This is a genomic window from Roseibium sp. (genome assembly GCF_965229775.1).
Classification (GTDB): domain Bacteria; phylum Pseudomonadota; class Alphaproteobacteria; order Rhizobiales; family Stappiaceae; genus Roseibium.
On record NZ_OZ245929.1, the window covers coordinates 587,495 to 604,886 of the forward strand.

Annotated in this window: 17 protein-coding genes; 15 read left to right on the plus strand and 2 right to left on the minus strand. The window is 61.8% G+C overall.

What is annotated here, in order from left to right; genetic code table 11:
• Positions 1-21 precede the first annotated feature (21 nt).
• Together ACO07N_RS02505 and ACO07N_RS02510 are read left to right on the plus strand one after the other, a co-directional pair.
• Positions 22-507, plus strand: coding sequence for a hypothetical protein (locus tag ACO07N_RS02505; RefSeq protein WP_421979513.1), 486 nt, complete (start codon positions 22-24; stop codon positions 505-507).
• An 82-nt stretch (positions 508-589) separates the two neighbouring features.
• Positions 590-1,003, plus strand: a complete 414-nt coding sequence (locus ACO07N_RS02510) for a hypothetical protein (protein ID WP_421979514.1) — start codon at positions 590-592, stop codon at positions 1,001-1,003.
• Between the two features lie 55 nt (positions 1,004-1,058).
• Here the strand turns inward: ACO07N_RS02510 and ACO07N_RS02515 are convergent, their stop codons facing one another.
• A complete protein-coding gene (locus ACO07N_RS02515) occupies positions 1,059-2,558 on the minus strand; it encodes an aldehyde dehydrogenase family protein (RefSeq protein ID WP_421979515.1) in 1,500 nt (499 codons plus the stop codon).
• A 21-nt stretch (positions 2,559-2,579) separates the two neighbouring features.
• On the minus strand, positions 2,580-3,641 hold the full coding sequence (locus ACO07N_RS02520; protein WP_421979516.1) for a saccharopine dehydrogenase C-terminal domain-containing protein: 1,062 nt from the start codon (positions 3,639-3,641) through the stop codon (positions 2,580-2,582).
• A 104-nt stretch (positions 3,642-3,745) separates the two neighbouring features.
• On the opposite strand from ACO07N_RS02520, the gene ACO07N_RS02525 reads away from it, so the two are divergent.
• From ACO07N_RS02525 to ACO07N_RS02585, 13 genes are all read left to right on the plus strand, one after another.
• The gene (locus ACO07N_RS02525; RefSeq protein WP_421979517.1) at positions 3,746-4,651 is read left to right on the plus strand and encodes a LysR substrate-binding domain-containing protein; all 906 of its coding nucleotides are present in this window, start codon (positions 3,746-3,748) and stop codon (positions 4,649-4,651) included.
• A gap of 142 nt (positions 4,652-4,793) precedes the next feature.
• Positions 4,794-7,091, plus strand: a complete 2,298-nt coding sequence (locus ACO07N_RS02530; protein ID WP_421979518.1) for a bifunctional salicylyl-CoA 5-hydroxylase/oxidoreductase — start codon at positions 4,794-4,796, stop codon at positions 7,089-7,091.
• Positions 7,088-7,831, plus strand: a complete 744-nt coding sequence (locus tag ACO07N_RS02535) for an SDR family NAD(P)-dependent oxidoreductase (protein WP_421979519.1) — start codon at positions 7,088-7,090, stop codon at positions 7,829-7,831. The genes ACO07N_RS02530 and ACO07N_RS02535 overlap by 4 nt, the downstream gene beginning before the upstream one ends.
• Complete coding sequence (locus ACO07N_RS02540) at positions 7,828-8,298, plus strand: MarR family winged helix-turn-helix transcriptional regulator (protein WP_421979520.1); 471 nt, start codon at positions 7,828-7,830, stop codon at positions 8,296-8,298. The genes ACO07N_RS02535 and ACO07N_RS02540 overlap by 4 nt, the downstream gene beginning before the upstream one ends.
• Entirely contained in the window at positions 8,291-9,091 is an 801-nt protein-coding gene (locus ACO07N_RS02545) for an enoyl-CoA hydratase family protein (protein WP_421979521.1), read from the plus strand. The genes ACO07N_RS02540 and ACO07N_RS02545 overlap by 8 nt, the downstream gene beginning before the upstream one ends.
• Positions 9,091-10,236 (plus strand): acyl-CoA dehydrogenase family protein, encoded by a 1,146-nt coding sequence (locus tag ACO07N_RS02550; protein WP_421979522.1) that lies wholly within the window; start codon positions 9,091-9,093, stop codon positions 10,234-10,236. Before ACO07N_RS02545 ends, ACO07N_RS02550 begins: the two co-directional genes overlap by 1 nt.
• 27 nt (positions 10,237-10,263) lie before the next feature.
• A complete protein-coding gene (locus tag ACO07N_RS02555; protein ID WP_421984369.1) occupies positions 10,264-10,716 on the plus strand; it encodes a cupin domain-containing protein in 453 nt (150 codons plus the stop codon).
• Between the two features lie 110 nt (positions 10,717-10,826).
• Positions 10,827-12,455, plus strand: a complete 1,629-nt coding sequence (locus ACO07N_RS02560) for an AMP-binding protein (RefSeq protein ID WP_421979523.1) — start codon at positions 10,827-10,829, stop codon at positions 12,453-12,455.
• Positions 12,456-12,859: 404 nt separating this feature from the next.
• Positions 12,860-13,996 carry an ABC transporter substrate-binding protein gene (locus tag ACO07N_RS02565; RefSeq protein WP_421979524.1) on the plus strand — a complete coding sequence of 379 codons (1,137 nt, stop codon included), beginning with the start codon at positions 12,860-12,862 and terminating at the stop codon, positions 13,994-13,996.
• Between the two features lie 59 nt (positions 13,997-14,055).
• Complete coding sequence (locus ACO07N_RS02570) at positions 14,056-14,976, plus strand: branched-chain amino acid ABC transporter permease (protein ID WP_421979525.1); 921 nt, start codon at positions 14,056-14,058, stop codon at positions 14,974-14,976.
• Positions 14,973-15,956 (plus strand): branched-chain amino acid ABC transporter permease, encoded by a 984-nt coding sequence (locus ACO07N_RS02575; protein ID WP_421979526.1) that lies wholly within the window; start codon positions 14,973-14,975, stop codon positions 15,954-15,956. The genes ACO07N_RS02570 and ACO07N_RS02575 overlap by 4 nt, the downstream gene beginning before the upstream one ends.
• Complete coding sequence (locus ACO07N_RS02580) at positions 15,949-16,698, plus strand: ABC transporter ATP-binding protein (protein ID WP_421979527.1); 750 nt, start codon at positions 15,949-15,951, stop codon at positions 16,696-16,698. The genes ACO07N_RS02575 and ACO07N_RS02580 overlap by 8 nt, the downstream gene beginning before the upstream one ends.
• On the plus strand, positions 16,695-17,381 hold the full coding sequence (locus tag ACO07N_RS02585) for an ABC transporter ATP-binding protein (protein ID WP_421979528.1): 687 nt from the start codon (positions 16,695-16,697) through the stop codon (positions 17,379-17,381). The genes ACO07N_RS02580 and ACO07N_RS02585 overlap by 4 nt, the downstream gene beginning before the upstream one ends.
• The last annotated feature ends 11 nt before the right edge of the window (positions 17,382-17,392 follow it).

Below are 17,392 nucleotides of genomic sequence, written 5' to 3' on the forward strand. Positions count from 1 at the left end.
AACGAGAAGGGGGACTTAGAGATGACTGACGAGACTTCCAACGGGCAATTCCCGACAATCCAACCGGACCCGTACTACGATCCCGCCGAGATCATCCTGGTCGGCATGAACATATCCTGGATCAAGAACGAGAAGGCCGCCGATGTGAAGATCGACACCGGCGCGAACGCGGCCAGCCGCATCTCGATCCAGCTCCTGTCTGCTCCCGGCAGCCAGATCGCACTGGTCAAGGCCTATATCTATGAAGGCCGTCAGTATGACCTGCCCAAGCCGAAAATCATGATCGTCTCCGGTGAAGGCGAGGACCTCCCGGGCAACTATGTGCCGAAGGACCGGCCCCTCAAGTTCTGGCGCATGAACAAGCTGACCCGAACCGCGGAAATCACGATCGAGGACGGACTGCTCGAGAACCTGATCCTGGAGGCCAATCTGCCGGGCCGGAGGTCACCGAATTCCTATGCCGCCAACATGCAGATGGCGCACAGGTCCGGACGCCTGAATTCCTGACAACGCGCCTTGGCAGACCCGCCGGAACCGTGACAACGGACCGGTGACGCTCTCAACGGCCAAACAAATCAAGGATAAGCAGATGGCAGAAGTCCAGTCCGTAAATCTCGATCAATGCGCCCCTTATGAACCCGGGGAATTTGTGATTGACGACATCAAGGCCGCCGAAACCAAGGCGCCTGCGCTGGTGCCCGGCATCATGAATGTTGTCGGCGTGGGTTTCGTTTACATTCCGCAGACCCACGCTGAAGGCAGCAAGCATGTGGTGATCAAGAAATTCAGCCTCGAGGACAACCTGGCCGGCACCCCGGCACCGGTCACCGATCTCCTGCTCGATTTCCAGGATGGAAACTACGAGGCACGGGTCGCCGTGCGGGAACCTTTTCGGGTTCAGCGGGATTTCGAGATGGCGGTGACGCTGGAGGCGGACAGGGAGGGCGTCGATGGCGGTTTTCTGAGAGTTCTCTTCTTCTACGACCACGAAGAACCCAGCTAGAGCCTGTCGTGCTCACGGAAAGAATAGGCCCGCCTGGCAGCGGGCCTTGCTGTTTCTAGAAGTCGAACCTGACGCCCTGGGCAAGCGGCAGCTCGGCAGAATAGTTCACCGTCGAGGTCTGGCGGCGCATGTAGCCCTTCCATGCATCCGAACCGGATTCGCGCCCGCCCCCCGTTTCCTTTTCGCCGCCGAACGCACCGCCGATCTCTGCACCGGACGGGCCGATATTGACATTGGCGATCCCGCAATCGGAACCGGTCGCCGACAGGAAGGTTTCGGCTTCGCGCATGTTGAGCGTGAAGATACAGGACGACAGTCCCTGCGGCACATCGTTCTGCAGTGCGATTGCTTCCTCCAGATGCTCGTATTCCATCACGTAGAGGATCGGCGCGAAGGTTTCCGTTTTCACGGTCGCGGTCTGGCCCGGCATTTCGACCAGCGCGGGCGCGACATAGGCGCCACCCGGCACACCGTTTGAAACAGGTGCGCCGCCATGCACCGTGCCGCCTTCAGCACGGGCATTTTTCAGGGCCGTCTGCATCGCCTCAAGCGAGGCATTGTCGATCAGGGGACCGATAAGCGTTCCCTCGGTGCGCGGATCTCCGATCGGCAGACTGCCATATGCTTTGACCAGCTTCTTTACCAGATCGTCCTTGATTGACCTGTGCACGATCAGCCGGCGCAGCGATGTGCACCGTTGCCCGGCGGTGCCGACTGCGGAAAAGACGATGGCGCGGACAGCCATTTCAAGATCGGCGGACGGCGCAACGATCATGGCATTGTTGCCGCCAAGCTCCAGGATCGGTCGTCCCCAGCGCGCGGCAACCTTCGGTCCGACAATGGAGCCCATGCGCGTCGACCCGGTCGCGGACAGGATCGGCACGTCTTTCGAGTTCACCAGCACTTCGCCGATTTCGGAACCGCCGATGACGACCTGCATCAGGTCTTCCGGTGCATCGTCGCCGAACCGGGCAACCGCCTTGTCGAAGATGCGCTTGCAGGCCAGCGCGGTCAGGGGGGTCTTTTCGGACGGCTTCCAGATCACCGGGTTGCCGCAAATGAGCGCGAGCGCGGTGTTCCAGGACCAGACGGCGACGGGAAAATTGAACGCCGTGATCACGCCGCAGGGCCCCATCGGATGCCAGGTTTCCGACATCTTGTGACCCGGCCGTTCCGAGGCAATGGTGAGACCGTAAAGCTGGCGCGACAGACCGACGGCGAAATCACAGATATCGATCATCTCCTGGACTTCACCGAGCCCCTCCGAGGTGATCTTGCCCGCTTCCAGGGTGACCAGCGCGCCGAGATCTTCCTTGGCAGCGCGCAGCTCCTCGCCCAGCAGCCGGACAAGCTCGCCGCGGCGCGGCGCAGGCAGGACACGCCAGCTCCGGAAAGCCGACTGCGCGCGCGCAATCACGGCGTCCATGTCTCCAATCGGCGTTTCCGCAATCGCGGCAACGCTCACCCCGTCGATCGGCGAGGTGACCGCCAGACTGCCACCCGCGAGATCGCGCTCGGCAAAGCCGAGCGCGCGCAGAACCTCTGCGTGCTCCATGACTGTTTCTCCTGTGTGTTGTCAGCCGCTGTAGCGCGCGCCGTTCTTTGTTTTCAGGAAGGCTTCAAGCGGCACATCTTCCTGTTTGAGAAAGCCCTTTGCGGGCAGCGCACCGTCTCGCACCATTTCGATGATCGCAACGACCGAAGACGCGGTCGTCCAGGCAATTGCGGTCCGTTCGCGGCCCGCAATCTCGATCGGCTTCAAGCCCCTGACGAACTCCTTGCGCAGAGTGCGCCCGTCCCGTTCGCCTTCGGCCGCCACGTGGATGTAGACGATGTCATCGCTCACCGGCGGCTTCGCGTTCACAAGGATCTCACCGGCTTCCTTGCGCCGGTCGCGCATCAGAAGTTCGTGGAAGAAGAAGTTCATCAGCTGGACGTGGCCCGGATAGCGCATGGTCTTGTAGTCCATATTCGGCACGCGCGACCTGTAGGTCTCGCACATGGTGCCAAGGCCGCCGGAAGTGGTGAAGGCTTCCAGTTCGATGCCGCCGATGACGATCTTTTCGATCCATTCCATTGGCGAGACCCATTTGATCTCGCCGTCCTCGAGAACCTCGCAGTCGTTGAGATACTCGTTGACCACGCCTTCCGGCGACCAGTTGAAGGAATAGCCCATCAGCCCGGTGGGGTTCTGCGGCAGGGCACCGACCCGCATGCGGCAGGACCGGCAGCTCTCGAACTCCTCGATCAGGCTGGCGCTGACGATCCCGACAAAGCCGGGCGCCAGCCCGCATTGCGGCGCCATCAGCCCTTTCGAGGATTTGGCAAGTTCCATGATCGCCTTGGTCGTCGGAACGTCTTCGGTCAGATCGAAATAATGAAGACCCAGTTCATGCGCCGTACTGGCCACGCCGACATTCAGGAAATAGGGCAGGCAGGAAAGCACGGCATGCGAACCGGAAAGGGCGTTCCGCAGGGCGTCCAGATTGCTGACGTCGACATGGCGGGTTTCAAACGGCAGATCGGCATTTGCGTGCGTATCGAAGCCGGTCACGTCAAAACCGCTGTCGTGGAGGAGTTCACCTGCCAGCGCACCAACCTTGCCAAGGCCCAGAACAGCTATCTTGTCCATCTGCAAACTCCCCCGAGAGTGATGAATGTCAGGATAACTCTCCTTGACCTGCACAATAACACCTGAAAAATAGTTATTTTCATGACTATAACTCATAGGTTTGCAAAGCCATGGAACGTGACTTCCCAATCCCCACCATTTCGGTCCTGCGCTGCTTCGAAGCCGCCGCGAAACACCAGAGCTTCACCGCCGCCGCCGAAGAGCTTGGCCTGACGCAAAGCGGCGTCAGCCGTCAGGTAAAGGAACTGGAGGACCAGATCGGCGCGCCGCTGTTCCGGCGGGAAGGTCGCGGCATCCGGCTCACGCAGGCCGGCAAATCGCTCGCCGAGGGTGTTTTCTCCGATCTGTCGCGGCTGCGGCGGACAATCAGCCAGGCGGTCGCCGCGGGCGGCACCCAGGAACTCCTGACCATCGCGGCGCTGCCCTCCTTCGCAACGCGCTGGCTCGTACCCCGGCTGAAGCACTTCAAGGAACTGCGCCCGAACCTGGACCTGATGGTCCACAGCCGTTCCGAGCCTTTCGACCTTGTCGAGGAAGGCATCGATGTTGCAATCCATTTCGGCGCGAACGACTGGCCCGGCGCCAAACTCAGTCCGCTGTGTCCGGAAGATCTGATCGTGGTTGCCGCACCGTCGCTACTGGCGAGCAGTCCCGTTGAGCGGACGTCCGACATATTGAAGCTGCCGCTGCTTCACATGACGGCGCGCTCGCACCTCTGGAAAGTGTTCCAGAAATCGGTGCCCGGTACCTCCGCCCATGTCCAGGTCGGCAGCTATTTCGACAGGTTCTCGCTGGTGATTGCCGCCGCCAGCAGCGGCATGGGGGCCGCGATCCTGCCGACCTATCTGATCGAGACCGAGCTTGCCTCTGGCGCACTCGTTAACCTGGCATCGGTAACCGACAATTCCGAACACAACTACTACCTGGCAACGCCGCCGGGCCGGATCAGCCCGCCTGCTGCCGAATTCCTGACCTGGATCCGCGGCCAGGTCAGCCGCAGGGTCAAACCCGTCTGAGGGCCACCTGCAAGCCGGGCTCGGCGACGCGTATACAGGCATCGGCACATTTATTTTAAGTTTGAAATTTTAGACTTGAAGTAAATTCCGAAACGTGGTTCGCTGAGCGTGATGATGGGGCTCGCGTCATGTGGAGGATCTGATGAAGATTGCGTGTTTGGGCGGTGGGCCGGCGGGTCTCTATTTCGCGATATCCATGAAACTGCGCGACCCGTCGCACGACGTCGTCGTTTTGGAACGCAACCGCGCCAACGACACCTTCGGGTGGGGCGTTGTGCTGTCGGACGATGCGCTCAGCCGCATGGAGGGCAATGACCCCGTCAGCACCCGGGCGATCCGCGATCACTTCGCCTACTGGGACGACATCGCCGTGGAACACAACGGTGTCCGCACGGTGTCCGGCGGCCACGGCTTTGCCGGGATCGGCCGCAAGCAGATGCTTGTTCTTCTTCAGGAGCGCGCGCGCGAACTCGGCGTGGAGATGCGTTTCGAAACCGAATTCGAAGACGCCGAAACCTTTCGCCAGGACTACGACCTCGTTGTCGCCTGCGACGGGATCAACTCGAAGGTCCGCACCGAATACGAAGATGTCTTCAAGCCGGACATCGACACCCGCCTGTGCAAATTCATCTGGCTGGGCACACATCAGAAATTCGACGACGCCTTCACCTTCATCTTCGAGAAAACCGAACACGGCTGGATCTGGGCGCATGTCTACCAGTTCGACGACAACACCGCGACCTTCATCGTCGAGTGCCTTCAGCCGACATGGGACGGCTGGGGCTTTGCCGACATGTCGAAGGAAGAGACCGTCGAAACCTGCCGCAAAATCTTCGAGAAATACCTTGGCGGCCACGACCTCATGTCTAACGCCGCCCATCTGCGCGGCTCCGCGGTCTGGATGAACTTCCCGCGCGTGATCTGCGAGAAGTGGTATCACAAGAACGTCGTCCTGATGGGCGACGCCGCCGCGACCGGACATTTTTCGATCGGCTCCGGGTCGCGCCTCGCCTTTGACAGCGCGATCGCGCTTGCCGACTATCTGCACAGCGAAGCGGACATGGAAACGGCGTTCGAGCGCTATCAGGAGGAGCGGCGGCTCGAGGTTCTCAGGTTGCAGTCCGCAGCGAGAAATTCGCTGGAATGGTTCGAGAACGTGGAACGCTACCTCGATCAGGACCCCGTCCAGTTCAACTACAACCTGCTCACCCGCTCGCAACGGATCAGTCACGAGAACCTGCGGCTACGCGATCCGAAGTGGCTTGAATCCGCGGAAAGGTGGTTCATGGACCGGTCCGGCGCCTCGCCGAATGCGCCGGTTCGTGCGCCCATGTTCGCCCCGTTCAAACTGCGCGAGATGCCGCTGAAGAACCGGATCGTCGTGTCGCCGATGGCGCAGTACAAGGCCGTCGACGGTGCTCCGACCGACTGGCACCTGATCCATTATGGCGAACGGGCGAAGGGCGGTGCCGGCCTGGTCTATGTCGAGATGACCTGCGTCAGCGCCGAGGGCCGCATCACACCTGGATGCCCGGGGCTCTATGCGCCCGAACACGAGAGCGCCTGGAAGCGCCTCACCGATTTCGTGCACGGCGAAACGGATGCGAAAATCTGCTGCCAGATCGGTCATTCCGGACGCAAGGGATCGACGCAGATCGGCTGGCAGGAGATGGACGCTCCTCTCCCCGAGGACAACTGGGAACTGGTGTCTGCATCCGCGATCCCCTGGTCCGCGAACAATGCGACGCCGCGCGAGATCAGCCGGACGGAAATGGAAGAAATCAAGGCCCAGTTCGTCCGCTCGGCCGAGATGGCGGAGCGTGCGGGGTTCGACATGATCGAACTCCACGCGGCGCATGGATATCTTCTCTCTTCCTTCATCTCGCCGGTCTCGAACGTCCGCACCGACGACTATGGCGGCACTCTTGAAAACCGCATGCGCTGGCCTCTGGAAGTCTTCAGGGCGATGCGCGAGGTGTGGCCACAGGAAAAACCGATGTCGGTGCGCATCTCCGCAAATGACTGGGTCGGCAGCGAAGGCGTGACACCCGAGGACGCCGTTGAAATCGCCAGGATGTTCCGCGCTGCCGGCGCCGATCTCATCGATGTTTCGGCCGGCCAGACGACACCGGATGCCAAGCCGGTTTACGGCCGCATGTTCCAGACACCGTTTTCCGACCAGATCAGGAACGAGGGCGGGCTCCAGACCATGGCGGTCGGCAACATCTATGAGGCGGACCACGCCAATTCCATCCTGATGGCGGGACGCGCAGACCTTGTCGCCGTGGGCCGTCCACATCTCGCCGACCCGTACTGGACCCTGCACGAGGCGAGCCGCATCGGCGACAGGAACGCAACCGACTGGCCCCTGCCCTATCTTGCCGGCCGGGATCAGGCCTGGAGGCTTGCGGACCGGGACGCGGAGATCCTGCGCGCATGAGTGTGTCCGGCAAACATGTCATCGTCACCGGTGGCGGCAGCGGCGTTGGAGCGGCCTGTGCTGCGCTCCTGGCGCAAAAGGGTGCGACCGTCACCATATTCGGCCGGACCGAAGCAACACTGGCCGCGCAATCCCTGCCCTACCAGCTGTGCGATGTCACCGATGTGGGCACCGTCAAGTCCGCCTTCGAAGCCGCGCGGAAAAATGCAGGCCCGGTGGACGTTGTCGTTGCAAATGCCGGTGCCGCCGAAAGCATGCCGTTTTCGAAGACCACGCCGGATCTTCTGCACGACATGCTCTCCGTCAACCTGATCGGGGTCGCCAATGTCTGGCAGGCGGCGCTTGCCGACATGAAGGCCTCCGGATGGGGACGGATGATTGCGATTGCGTCCACAGCCGGGCTCAGGGGCTATCCCTATGTCACTGCCTACTGCGCTGCAAAACACGCCGTTGTCGGTCTGACAAAGTCTCTTGCGAAGGAACTCGCCAAAACCGGGATCACGGTCAACGCCATCTGTCCCGGTTTCGTCGAGACACCGATGCTGGAACGCTCGATCGACAACATCATGGCAAAGACCGGCCTTGGCCGTGAAGAGGCCGAAAACACCCTGAAGGCAGACAACCCGCAGGGCCGGTTCATCCAGACCGACGAAATCGCCGAAATGGCCTGCTGGCTTTGTTCTTACGGCGCCCGGTCGGTCAATGGTCAGGCCCTGAGCCTGTCGGGAGGTGAGCTGTGACCGGTCGGACCGAAACTCTCTCCAAGGCCCGTCTGCGCGTCTGGCTGAAACTTCTGAAGGCCTCGAACGGCATCGAGGCCGAGATCCGGCGCAGGCTCCGCGACGGTCACAACACGACCCTGCCGCGTTTCGACGTCATGTCGGCACTGGCCAGGTTTCCCGAAGGCCTGAAGATGAGCGACCTGTCCACGTTTCTCAGGGTATCCAACGGCAACGTGACCGGCATCGTCGACAAGCTGACCGAGGAAGGTCTGGCGCAGCGCGTCGCGGTGCCCGGAGACAAGCGCGCCCAGGTCGCGCGTTTGACCCGGAAGGGGGAAGCCGAGTTCGAAAACCTCGCCAGCCGCCACGAAAGCTGGATAAATTCCCTGCTCGAAGGGCTCACCACTGATGACCTCGAAGCGCTGTCGGATACACTGGAAAGAGTGCTGGCCCAGAGCAACGAACAGGAGCGGGCGGATGCGTAGCGACATGCAACATTTCCGATGTGAGATTTCGGACGGCATCGCGCGGATCGCGCTCGACCGCCCGGAGCGGAAGAACCCGCTCACCTTCGAAAGCTATGCCGAACTGCGCGACTGGTTCCGGGATCTGCATTATGCCGACGATGTCCACGCGGTGGTCATTCTCCCGAATGGCGGCAATTTCAGCTCCGGCGGCGATGTCCACGATATCATCGGGCCGCTGACACGCATGAACATGAAGGAACTGCTGGCCTTCACGCGCATGACCGGCGACCTGGTCAAGGCCATGCTCGGATGCGGCAAGCCGGTGATCGCGGCGGTTGACGGGATCTGTGCCGGCGCGGGTGCGATCATGGCCATGGCGTCCGACCTGCGTATTGCAACGCCGGAAGCCAAGGTAGCTTTCCTGTTCAATCGCGTCGGCCTTGCCGGCTGCGACATGGGTGCTTGCGCCATGCTGCCCAGGATTATCGGCCAGGGACGCGCGGCGGAACTGCTTTATCTCGGACGTTCCATGAAGGCCGATGAGGGCCACGCCTGGGGGTTCTTCAATTCGGTCGTCGAGGCGGCGGAGCTTGAAGGCGCGGCCGTCGACCTTGCCGCGCGCATCGCCGCCGGCCCGACCTTCGCCAATTCCATGACCAAGACCATGCTGGCTCAGGAATGGTCGATGAGCCTGGAACAGGCGATCGAAGCCGAGGCCCAGGCGCAGGCCATCTGCATGCAGGGCAACGATTTCCGCAGGGCCTACGAAGCGTTCGCGGCCAGGGAAAAACCGGTGTTTGAGGGCGACTGATGGCAGACCGGACCTTCCTCAGCTGGCCCTTCTTCGACGATCGTCACCGCGCCCTGGCCGACGAGCTTGAGGCCTGGGCCATTGCCAATCTCGGTGGTCTCGACCACCACGACACGGATGCGGTCTGCCGGAAGCTGGTCGCCGATCTCGGCGAGGCGGGCTTCCTGAGACTTACCGGATCGCCTGACGGCCAGCTCGACGTCCGCAGCCTCTGCCTGATCCGCGAAACACTTGCGCGCCATGACGGGCTTGCCGATTTCGCGTTTGCGATGCAGGGGCTCGGCACCGGTGCGATTTCGCTCTTCGGCACCGACGCGCAAAAGGATCACTGGCTGCCGCAATCGCGCAGCGGCGGCGCGATTTCCGCCTTCGCACTGACGGAACCGCAATCGGGCTCCGATGTCGCCAATTCGACAATGACGGCGACCCCCGATGGTAACGACTATGTCCTCAACGGGGAAAAGACCTGGATCTCCAACGGCGGCATCGCCGACGTCTACACGCTCTTTGCCCGGACCGGTGAGGCACCCGGAGCCAAGGGTCTCTCCGCCTTCATCGTGACCCCGGACGCGGGCGGCTTCGAAGTTGTCGAGCGTCTCGAAACAATCGCCCCGCACCCGCTGGCAACGCTCCGCTTCACCGATTGCCGGGTTCCGAAGACAAACATGATCGGCGCGCCGGGAGCGGGGTTCAAGGTCGCCATGTCGGTCCTTGATATCTTTCGCTCGACGGTGGCCGCGGCCGCGCTCGGGTTTGCAAGGCGCGCACTCGACGAGGCCCTGGGGCGGGTCACAACGCGGAAGATCCAGGGCGCACCCCTGTTCGACCTGCAACTGGTCCAGGGCCACATCGCGGACATGGCGCTCGACATCGACGCCGCCGCGCTTCTCATCTACCGCGCTGCGTGGGCAAAGGACAGCGGTGCGCCGCGTGTCACGCGCGAAGCGGCCATGGCCAAGCTGTTTTCGACGGATCAGGCCCAGCAGGTGATCGACAAGGCCGTTCAGCTTCACGGCGGCGACGGCGTGCGCAGCGGCACGACGGTTGAAAAACTCTACCGCGAAATCCGGGCGCTTCGGATCTATGAAGGGGCTTCCGACGTTCAGAAGATCATCATCGCACGCCAGACGCTGCAAAGCCTCTGACGGCCAACCAGAAGGGAAGGAATGAGCATGACCAAGGAACTTGACGGCGGCATCACCCGGAACGGCGAAGGCTTCGACGGCGTGGCACTCAACATTCTGGGACAGACCTACTATCCCAAGGCCTGGTGCGAGTCGACATTCGCGTTCGAGACCAATTCCGAACCGGGTCAGTTCGTTCCGGTTCATGTTCACCCGACCCAGGACGAATTCATTCTGGTGCAGGAAGGTGAACTCGACCTCAAGCTCGACGGAGAATGGGTCAAGGCGCGGGCCGGTGACCTTGTGCGCATGCCGATGGGCGTCCCCCATGGATACTTCAACAAGTCCGACAGCCCCTGCCGTGCGCTCTTCTGGGTATCGCCCGCCGGCAAACTGAAGGAACTGTTCGACGAACTGCACGAGATGACGGATGTGGAAGCGGTGGTGCGCGTCTCGGCGGAGCACGATGTCGACTTCCTGCCACCGGAAGCCAATGAGTAGCCGAAGAACCAAATAGCTGATTTTTTCAAAAGCGTTAGAGCATCTTGACTGCAACAGGCAGACGTCGGAATGCTCTGCTGTCCGTTTAACGAAAGGGGAAGATGTCGATCATGGCCGGTACACTCTCGTCCTCCGCGCATGTGGACACCTTCGCACGCGACAACCTTCCCCCTGAAGACCAGTGGCCGGACTTCCTGCTGGACGGGTTCGACTATCCCGAGACCCTGAACGCCGCCGTTGAACTGACTGACAGGATGGTGGAAAAAGGCTTTGGAGACCGCACCGCTCTGATCGGAAACGGTCGCCGCCGGACCTACAAGGAACTCGCCGACTGGACCAATCGTCTTGCCCATGCCTTGACGGCCGACCTTGGCGTGAAGCCCGGCAATCGTGTCCTGATCCGCTCCGCCAACAACCCGGCCATGGTCGCCTGCTGGCTGGCCGCGACCAAGGCCGGTGCCGTTGTTGTGAACACAATGCCGATGCTGCGGTCGGGCGAGCTGTCCAAGATCGTCGACAAGGCCGAGGTCGAGTTCGCACTTTGTGATACGCGGCTGATGGACGAGCTTGTCGCCTGCGCGAAGACGTCCGGGCACCTGAAGAAAGTGATCGGCTTCGACGGCACCTCCAATCACGATGCGGAGCTCGACAGGCTCGCCCTGGAAAAACCCGTCCTCTACGACGCGGTTCAAACCGGCCGTGACGACGTCGCCCTGCTCGGCTTCACCTCCGGCTCGACGGGCACGCCGAAAGCCACAATGCATTTCCACCGCGACCTGCTGATCATCGCCGATGGCTATGCCAGTGAAGTGCTCGGCGTGACACCAGACGATGTCTTCGTCGGCTCGCCGCCGCTCGCCTTCACCTTCGGCCTCGGAGGGCTGGCGGTCTTCCCGCTCCGGTTCGGCGCAGCGGCAACGCTGCTGGAAAGCGCAACGCCGCCCAACATGATCGAGATCATCCAGAAATACAAAGCCACGGTCTGCTTCACCGCGCCGACGGCCTATCGCGTCATGCTTCAGGCCATGGAGGAAGGCGCGGACTTGTCCTCGCTTCGCGCCGCCGTTTCCGCGGGCGAAACACTCCCTGCCCCCGTCTATGACGCCTGGATGGAAAAAACCGGCAAGCCGATGCTGGACGGCATCGGCGCAACGGAAATGCTGCACATTTTCGTTTCCAACCGCTTCGACGATCACAAGCCCGCCTGCACGGGCAAACCTGTGACGGGGTATGAGGTCAAGGTGATCGGCGCGGATGGCGAGCCGGTAGCACCCGGCGATGTCGGCCGCCTTGCGGTGCGCGGCCCGACCGGCTGCCGCTACCTCGCCGACGACCGCCAGCGTGACTATGTCCAGAACGGCTGGAACATCACCGGCGACAGCTTCACCATGAGCGAGGACGGCCACCTGCATTTCGCCGCCCGCAACGACGACATGATCATATCCTCCGGCTACAACATTGCCGGTCCGGAAGTGGAGGCTGCACTGCTGGCACACCCGCAGGTTCAGGAATGCGCCGTCATCGGCGTGCCGGATCCAGAGCGCGGTTCCGTTGTCGAAGCCCATGTCGTTTTGACCGCGGGCACTGAGCCCGGCGATGCGACGAAGAAATCCCTCCAGGACCATGTGAAGGCGACGATTGCGCCCTACAAATACCCGCGCTCGGTCGTCTTCACCGAAACATTGCCGAAAACGGAGACGGGAAAGATACAGCGCTTCCGGTTGCGACAGGACTCGTAGCTGCGAAAGTTCATCCGCCAATGGGGTGCGCGGACGAAACAAAAACAACAACACCCCAACCTTCGGCGCTTGAAATAAAAGCGCTAGAAAACCAGAAACTTAGGGTCAGGACCCATGAATTTGATAGAATTGGCGCAGCAAACGGCGATGAGCTGCAAGGAAAAGCGCGACAAGCGGGCTTCCTGCCCGGTTGAGCGGTTTGACGGTGCAGATCGAAGCCGTTTTTGCGTCCCGCAGGGATAGGGTGAATTTGCCCGGCAACGTCGTTGCAAATCTTTGGAAACCGGACGGTTTCCTGCAGCTTTGCGCCTCGTATCCGAACAAATTCATCCCTACCAATTCGATCAAATTAATGGGTCCTGACCCTCGGGTAACAGAAGTCGAAAGACCAACAGGAGCAAGCAATGAAAATGGTAACTTTGGCGGCAGCCGCCGCGCTCGCCATCGGCATCACGGGGGCTCAGGCCGAGCCGGTGAAGGTCGGCATGATCACGACCCTGTCCGGGGGCGGAGCCGGTCTTGGAATCGATGTCCGTGACGGCTTTCTGCTCGCCGTGAAACAGGCCGGCAATCCGGATCTTGAAGTCATCGTGGACGACGATCAGCGCAAGCCCGACATTGCCGTCCAGCTCGCCGACAAGATGGTTCAGTCGGAAAAGGTCGACGTGCTTACGGGCATCATCTGGTCGAACCTTGCCATGGCCGTCGTCCCGTCCGTGACCGCACAGGGGAAATTCTACCTGTCGCCGAATGCCGGACCGTCGGCGCTCGCGGGCAAGGGATGTCATCCGAACTATTTCAACGTCGCCTGGCAGAACGACAACCTGCACGAGGCCGCCGGCGCCTACGCCAAGGACACCGGCTACAAGAACAGCTTCATCCTCGCGCCCAACTATCCGGCAGGCAAGGATGCGCTGACCGGTTACAAGCGCTTCTACGGCGGTGATCTCGCCGGCGAGCTTTACACCAAGCTCGGCCAGACGGATTACGCGGCAGAGCTGGCGCAGATCCGGGCCTCCGGCGCCGACAGCGTCTTCTTCTTCCTGCCCGGCGGCATGGGCATTTCGTTCTTGAAACAATACGCGGACAGCGGCATTGACCTGCCGGTTGTCGGCCCGGCGTTCTCGTTCGACCAGGGCATCTTGCAGGCCGTTGGTGACGCGGCGCTTGGCGTGAAGAACACCAGCCAGTGGAACAAGGACATCGACAACCCGACCAACAAGGCGTTCGTCGAAGCGTTCCAGGCCGAGTATGGCCGCCTCCCGTCCCTCTATGCGTCACAAGGGTTCGACACGGCAAACCTCCTGCTCTCTGCGATGGCCAAGGCTGACGTCAAGGATGCCGATGCCTTCCGTGCGGCCCTGAAGGAAGCCGACTTCGATTCAACGCGCGGTGACTTCAAGTTCGGTCCGAACCACCACCCGGTCCAGGACATCTATGTCCGCGAGGTGATCAAGGAAGGTGACGTCTTCACCAACAAGATCCTTGCAGCCGCCCTCACCGATCATGCCGACGCCTATGCCGGCGATTGCAGCATGTAAGTGATCTCCAACAGTGCCGTCCCGGCCGTGCGCCGGGACGGTATGGGGGCTGAATTTTCATGTCATTTCTGTTGCTCATAGAGCAGGTTCTGAACGGCCTGCAATTCGGCATCATGCTCTTTTTGATGGCTGCAGGCCTGACGCTGATCTTCGGCGTCATGGGGCTGATCAACCTTACGCATGGCTCGCTCTACATGATCGGAGCATTCTGCGCCGCTGCCGTTGCCGCCGCGACCGGGTCGTTTCTGCTGGGTCTTGTCGCCGCACTGGCAGGCGCCGCCGCCGCCGGCGCGCTGGTGGAGCTTGTCGTCATTCGCAGACTGTACGACAAGGACCATCTCGACCAGGTGCTGGCAACCTTCGCCCTGATCCTGATCTTCTCCGAAGGCACGAGATGGATCTTCGGATCGTTCCCCCTGTTCCTCGATGTGCCGGATTTTCTCTCCGGCCCCGTGACGCTGCCGGGCGGAATTGAATATCCGCTCTACAGGCTGACCCTGATCGTCATCGGCCTGCTCGTTGCCCTCGGTCTTTACATGCTCATTTCGCGGACACGCCTCGGCATCCAGATCCGGGCCGGTGAAAACGACCGGGAAATGATCGCCGCGCTCGGTATCGACATTGCCAAGCTCTACACCATCGTCTTCGCGCTCGGCGCGGCGCTGGCAGGTCTCGCCGGAGCCCTGGTCGGCGCCATCCAGTCGGTTCAGGTCGGCATGGGCGAGCCCGTGCTCATTCTGGCCTTCGTCGTCATCGTCATCGGCGGCATCGGCTCGATCAAGGGAGCACTTGTCGGGGCAATCCTTGTCGGGCTGACCGATACGCTCGGCGGCATCTTTCTGCCCGAAGCGCTGAAACTCTTCCTCGATCCGTCAACCGCGACATCGGTCGGATCGTCGCTTGCCTCCATGGCGATCTACATTCTCATGGCGGCGGTCCTGATCCTGCGCCCCGCAGGCCTGTTCGGAGCGCGCGCATGATCCGGGAAACCTATCTGAACGCCCTGACGCTCGGGCTCTTCGTTCTCATTCCGGCCTGGGCGCTGGTCGCGGACGAGCCGTTCACCATCACGCTGATGACCCGGGCCGCGATTTTCGCAATCGCGGCGATCGGCCTCAACATCGCCCTCGGCATCGGTGGCCTTGTCAGCCTCGGCCACGCCGTTTTCTTCGGCATTGGCGGCTACGCGATGGGCATTCTCGCCTACCACGCCCAGACCTACACGCCCTTGAGCGAATGGCCGTTTCTGATCGACGGCACGAAGTCGATGCCGATCATCTGGCTGGTCGCCGTTCTCGTATCCTCGCTTGCGGCCCTGGTTATCGGCGCCCTGTCGCTGCGGACGGCTGGCGTCTACTTCATCATGATCACGCTGGCCTTCGGGCAGATGTTCTTCTTCTTCACGATCTCCTGGGCGGAATATGGCGGCGAGGACGGGTTGTCCATCTATGTGCGCAACGGTTTCCCCGGCCTGAACACGCTCGCGCCGATCCAGTTCTACGGCCTTTGCTTCGTCATCCTGTGCCTTGTCCTGCTGTTCACCTGGAGACTGTCAAAATCCCCGTTCGGGCTCGCGCTCAATGCCGCACGGCAAGCCCCCGTCCGCGTCGAAACGGTCGGTCTCGATCCGACCCGGCTGAAGCTCGTCGCCTTCGTGATTTCAGGTGCCATCACCGGCCTGGCAGGTGCCCTGTTCGCCGACCTCAACCGCTTTGTCAGCCCGACCATGTTCAGCTGGCAGACCAGCGGCGAGATCATGATCTTCCTGATCCTGGGCGGTGTCGGCCGTCTCTACGGGCCGGTCGTCGGGGCGCTTGCCTTTGTGGCACTCGAACACTGGCTTGGCGGCCTCAGCGACTACTGGCACATCTATCTCGGCATCCTGCTTTTGCTCATCGTGCTCTTCGGCCGGGGCGGCCTGATCGGGCTCGCCTCCGGCAAGGAGGCCGTTCATGACTGATCTCGTTCTCGAAACGCGCGACATCTCCAAGAGCTTCGGCGCCCTGCGCGCAAGCCGCAACATCTCGCTCGACCTGAAGGCGGGGGAAATCCACGCCATTATCGGACCGAACGGCGCCGGCAAGACCACACTGATCGGTCAGATTTGCGGAACACTGAAACCGGATTCAGGCGCGGTTCGTCTGCTGGGCGAGGATGTCACCGGGCTGGCAACGCGGGAACGTGCGCAGAAAGGCCTCGGCCGGACGTTCCAGATTTCCTCGCTGGCCATGGAAGACACGGTCCTCCAGAACGCGGTTCTCGGCGCACTTGGCGCAACCGGAAATCCGTGGCGGTTCTTCGGCGATGTCCTGAAGGACCAGGACCTTCGCACCAGGGCCGAGGAGGCGCTAGTCCGCGTCGGCCTGCAGGATCATGCCCTCACCCGAACCGCCGAACTCAGTCATGGCCAGCGCAGGCAGCTCGAAGTCGCCGTCGCGCTGACGAAACAGCCCCGGGCCTTCGTCATGGACGAGCCGATGGCGGGCATGGGCTCGGAAGGCTCCAAGCGCCTGACCGGCTTTCTCGACGAGTTGCGGGCAGAAGCTCCCATCCTGCTGGTCGAACACGACATGGATGCGGTCTTTGCCCTTGCCGACAGGATCAGCGTTCTCGTCTATGGCGAGGTCATCGCAACGGGGACCGTCGACGAGATCCGCGCGGATGCCGCCGTTCGGGAAGCCTATCTCGGAGAAGACGCATGAGCCTTTTGACAGCCTCCAACGTCACGGCCTCCTATGGTGCCAGCCAGGCCCTGTTCGGCGTCGACCTCACCATCGGCGAAGGCGAAGTCCGTGCCCTTCTCGGGCGGAACGGCATGGGCAAGAGCACCACGGTGAAGTGCATCTGCCGCATGCTTGCCTCAAGCGGCACGCTCACCTTCAACGGCACGGATCTGACACGGCTGCCGAGCCATCGCGCGGCGCGCCTGGGTCTCGGTCTTGTTCCCGAAGGACGCCGCTGTTTCGGCAATCTGACGGTTCATGAAAACCTGATCGCCGCGGCCCGGCCGGGCGACTGGACCTTCGAGCGCGTCGTGGAGATGTTCCCGAGGCTCGGCGAAAGGCGCAATCAGAATGCGTCCTCGCTGTCGGGCGGTGAACAGCAGATGCTTGCGATCGGCCGGGCGCTGATGACCAATCCGCGCCTTTTGATACTTGACGAGGCTACGGAGGGCCTGGCCCCGATCATCCGTCAGGAAATCTGGTCCGTGATCCGCAAGCTGAAGGCGGAAACCGGTTTGTCGATCCTCGTCATCGACAAGTCGATCCGCGAGCTCCGCGAGGTCTGCGACAGCGCCACCATCCTGGAACGGGGCAAGTCCGTCTGGGCCGGCACGATCAGCGAACTCACCGACGACATAACAACCACCTATATCGGCGTCTGAAACATCCAAGG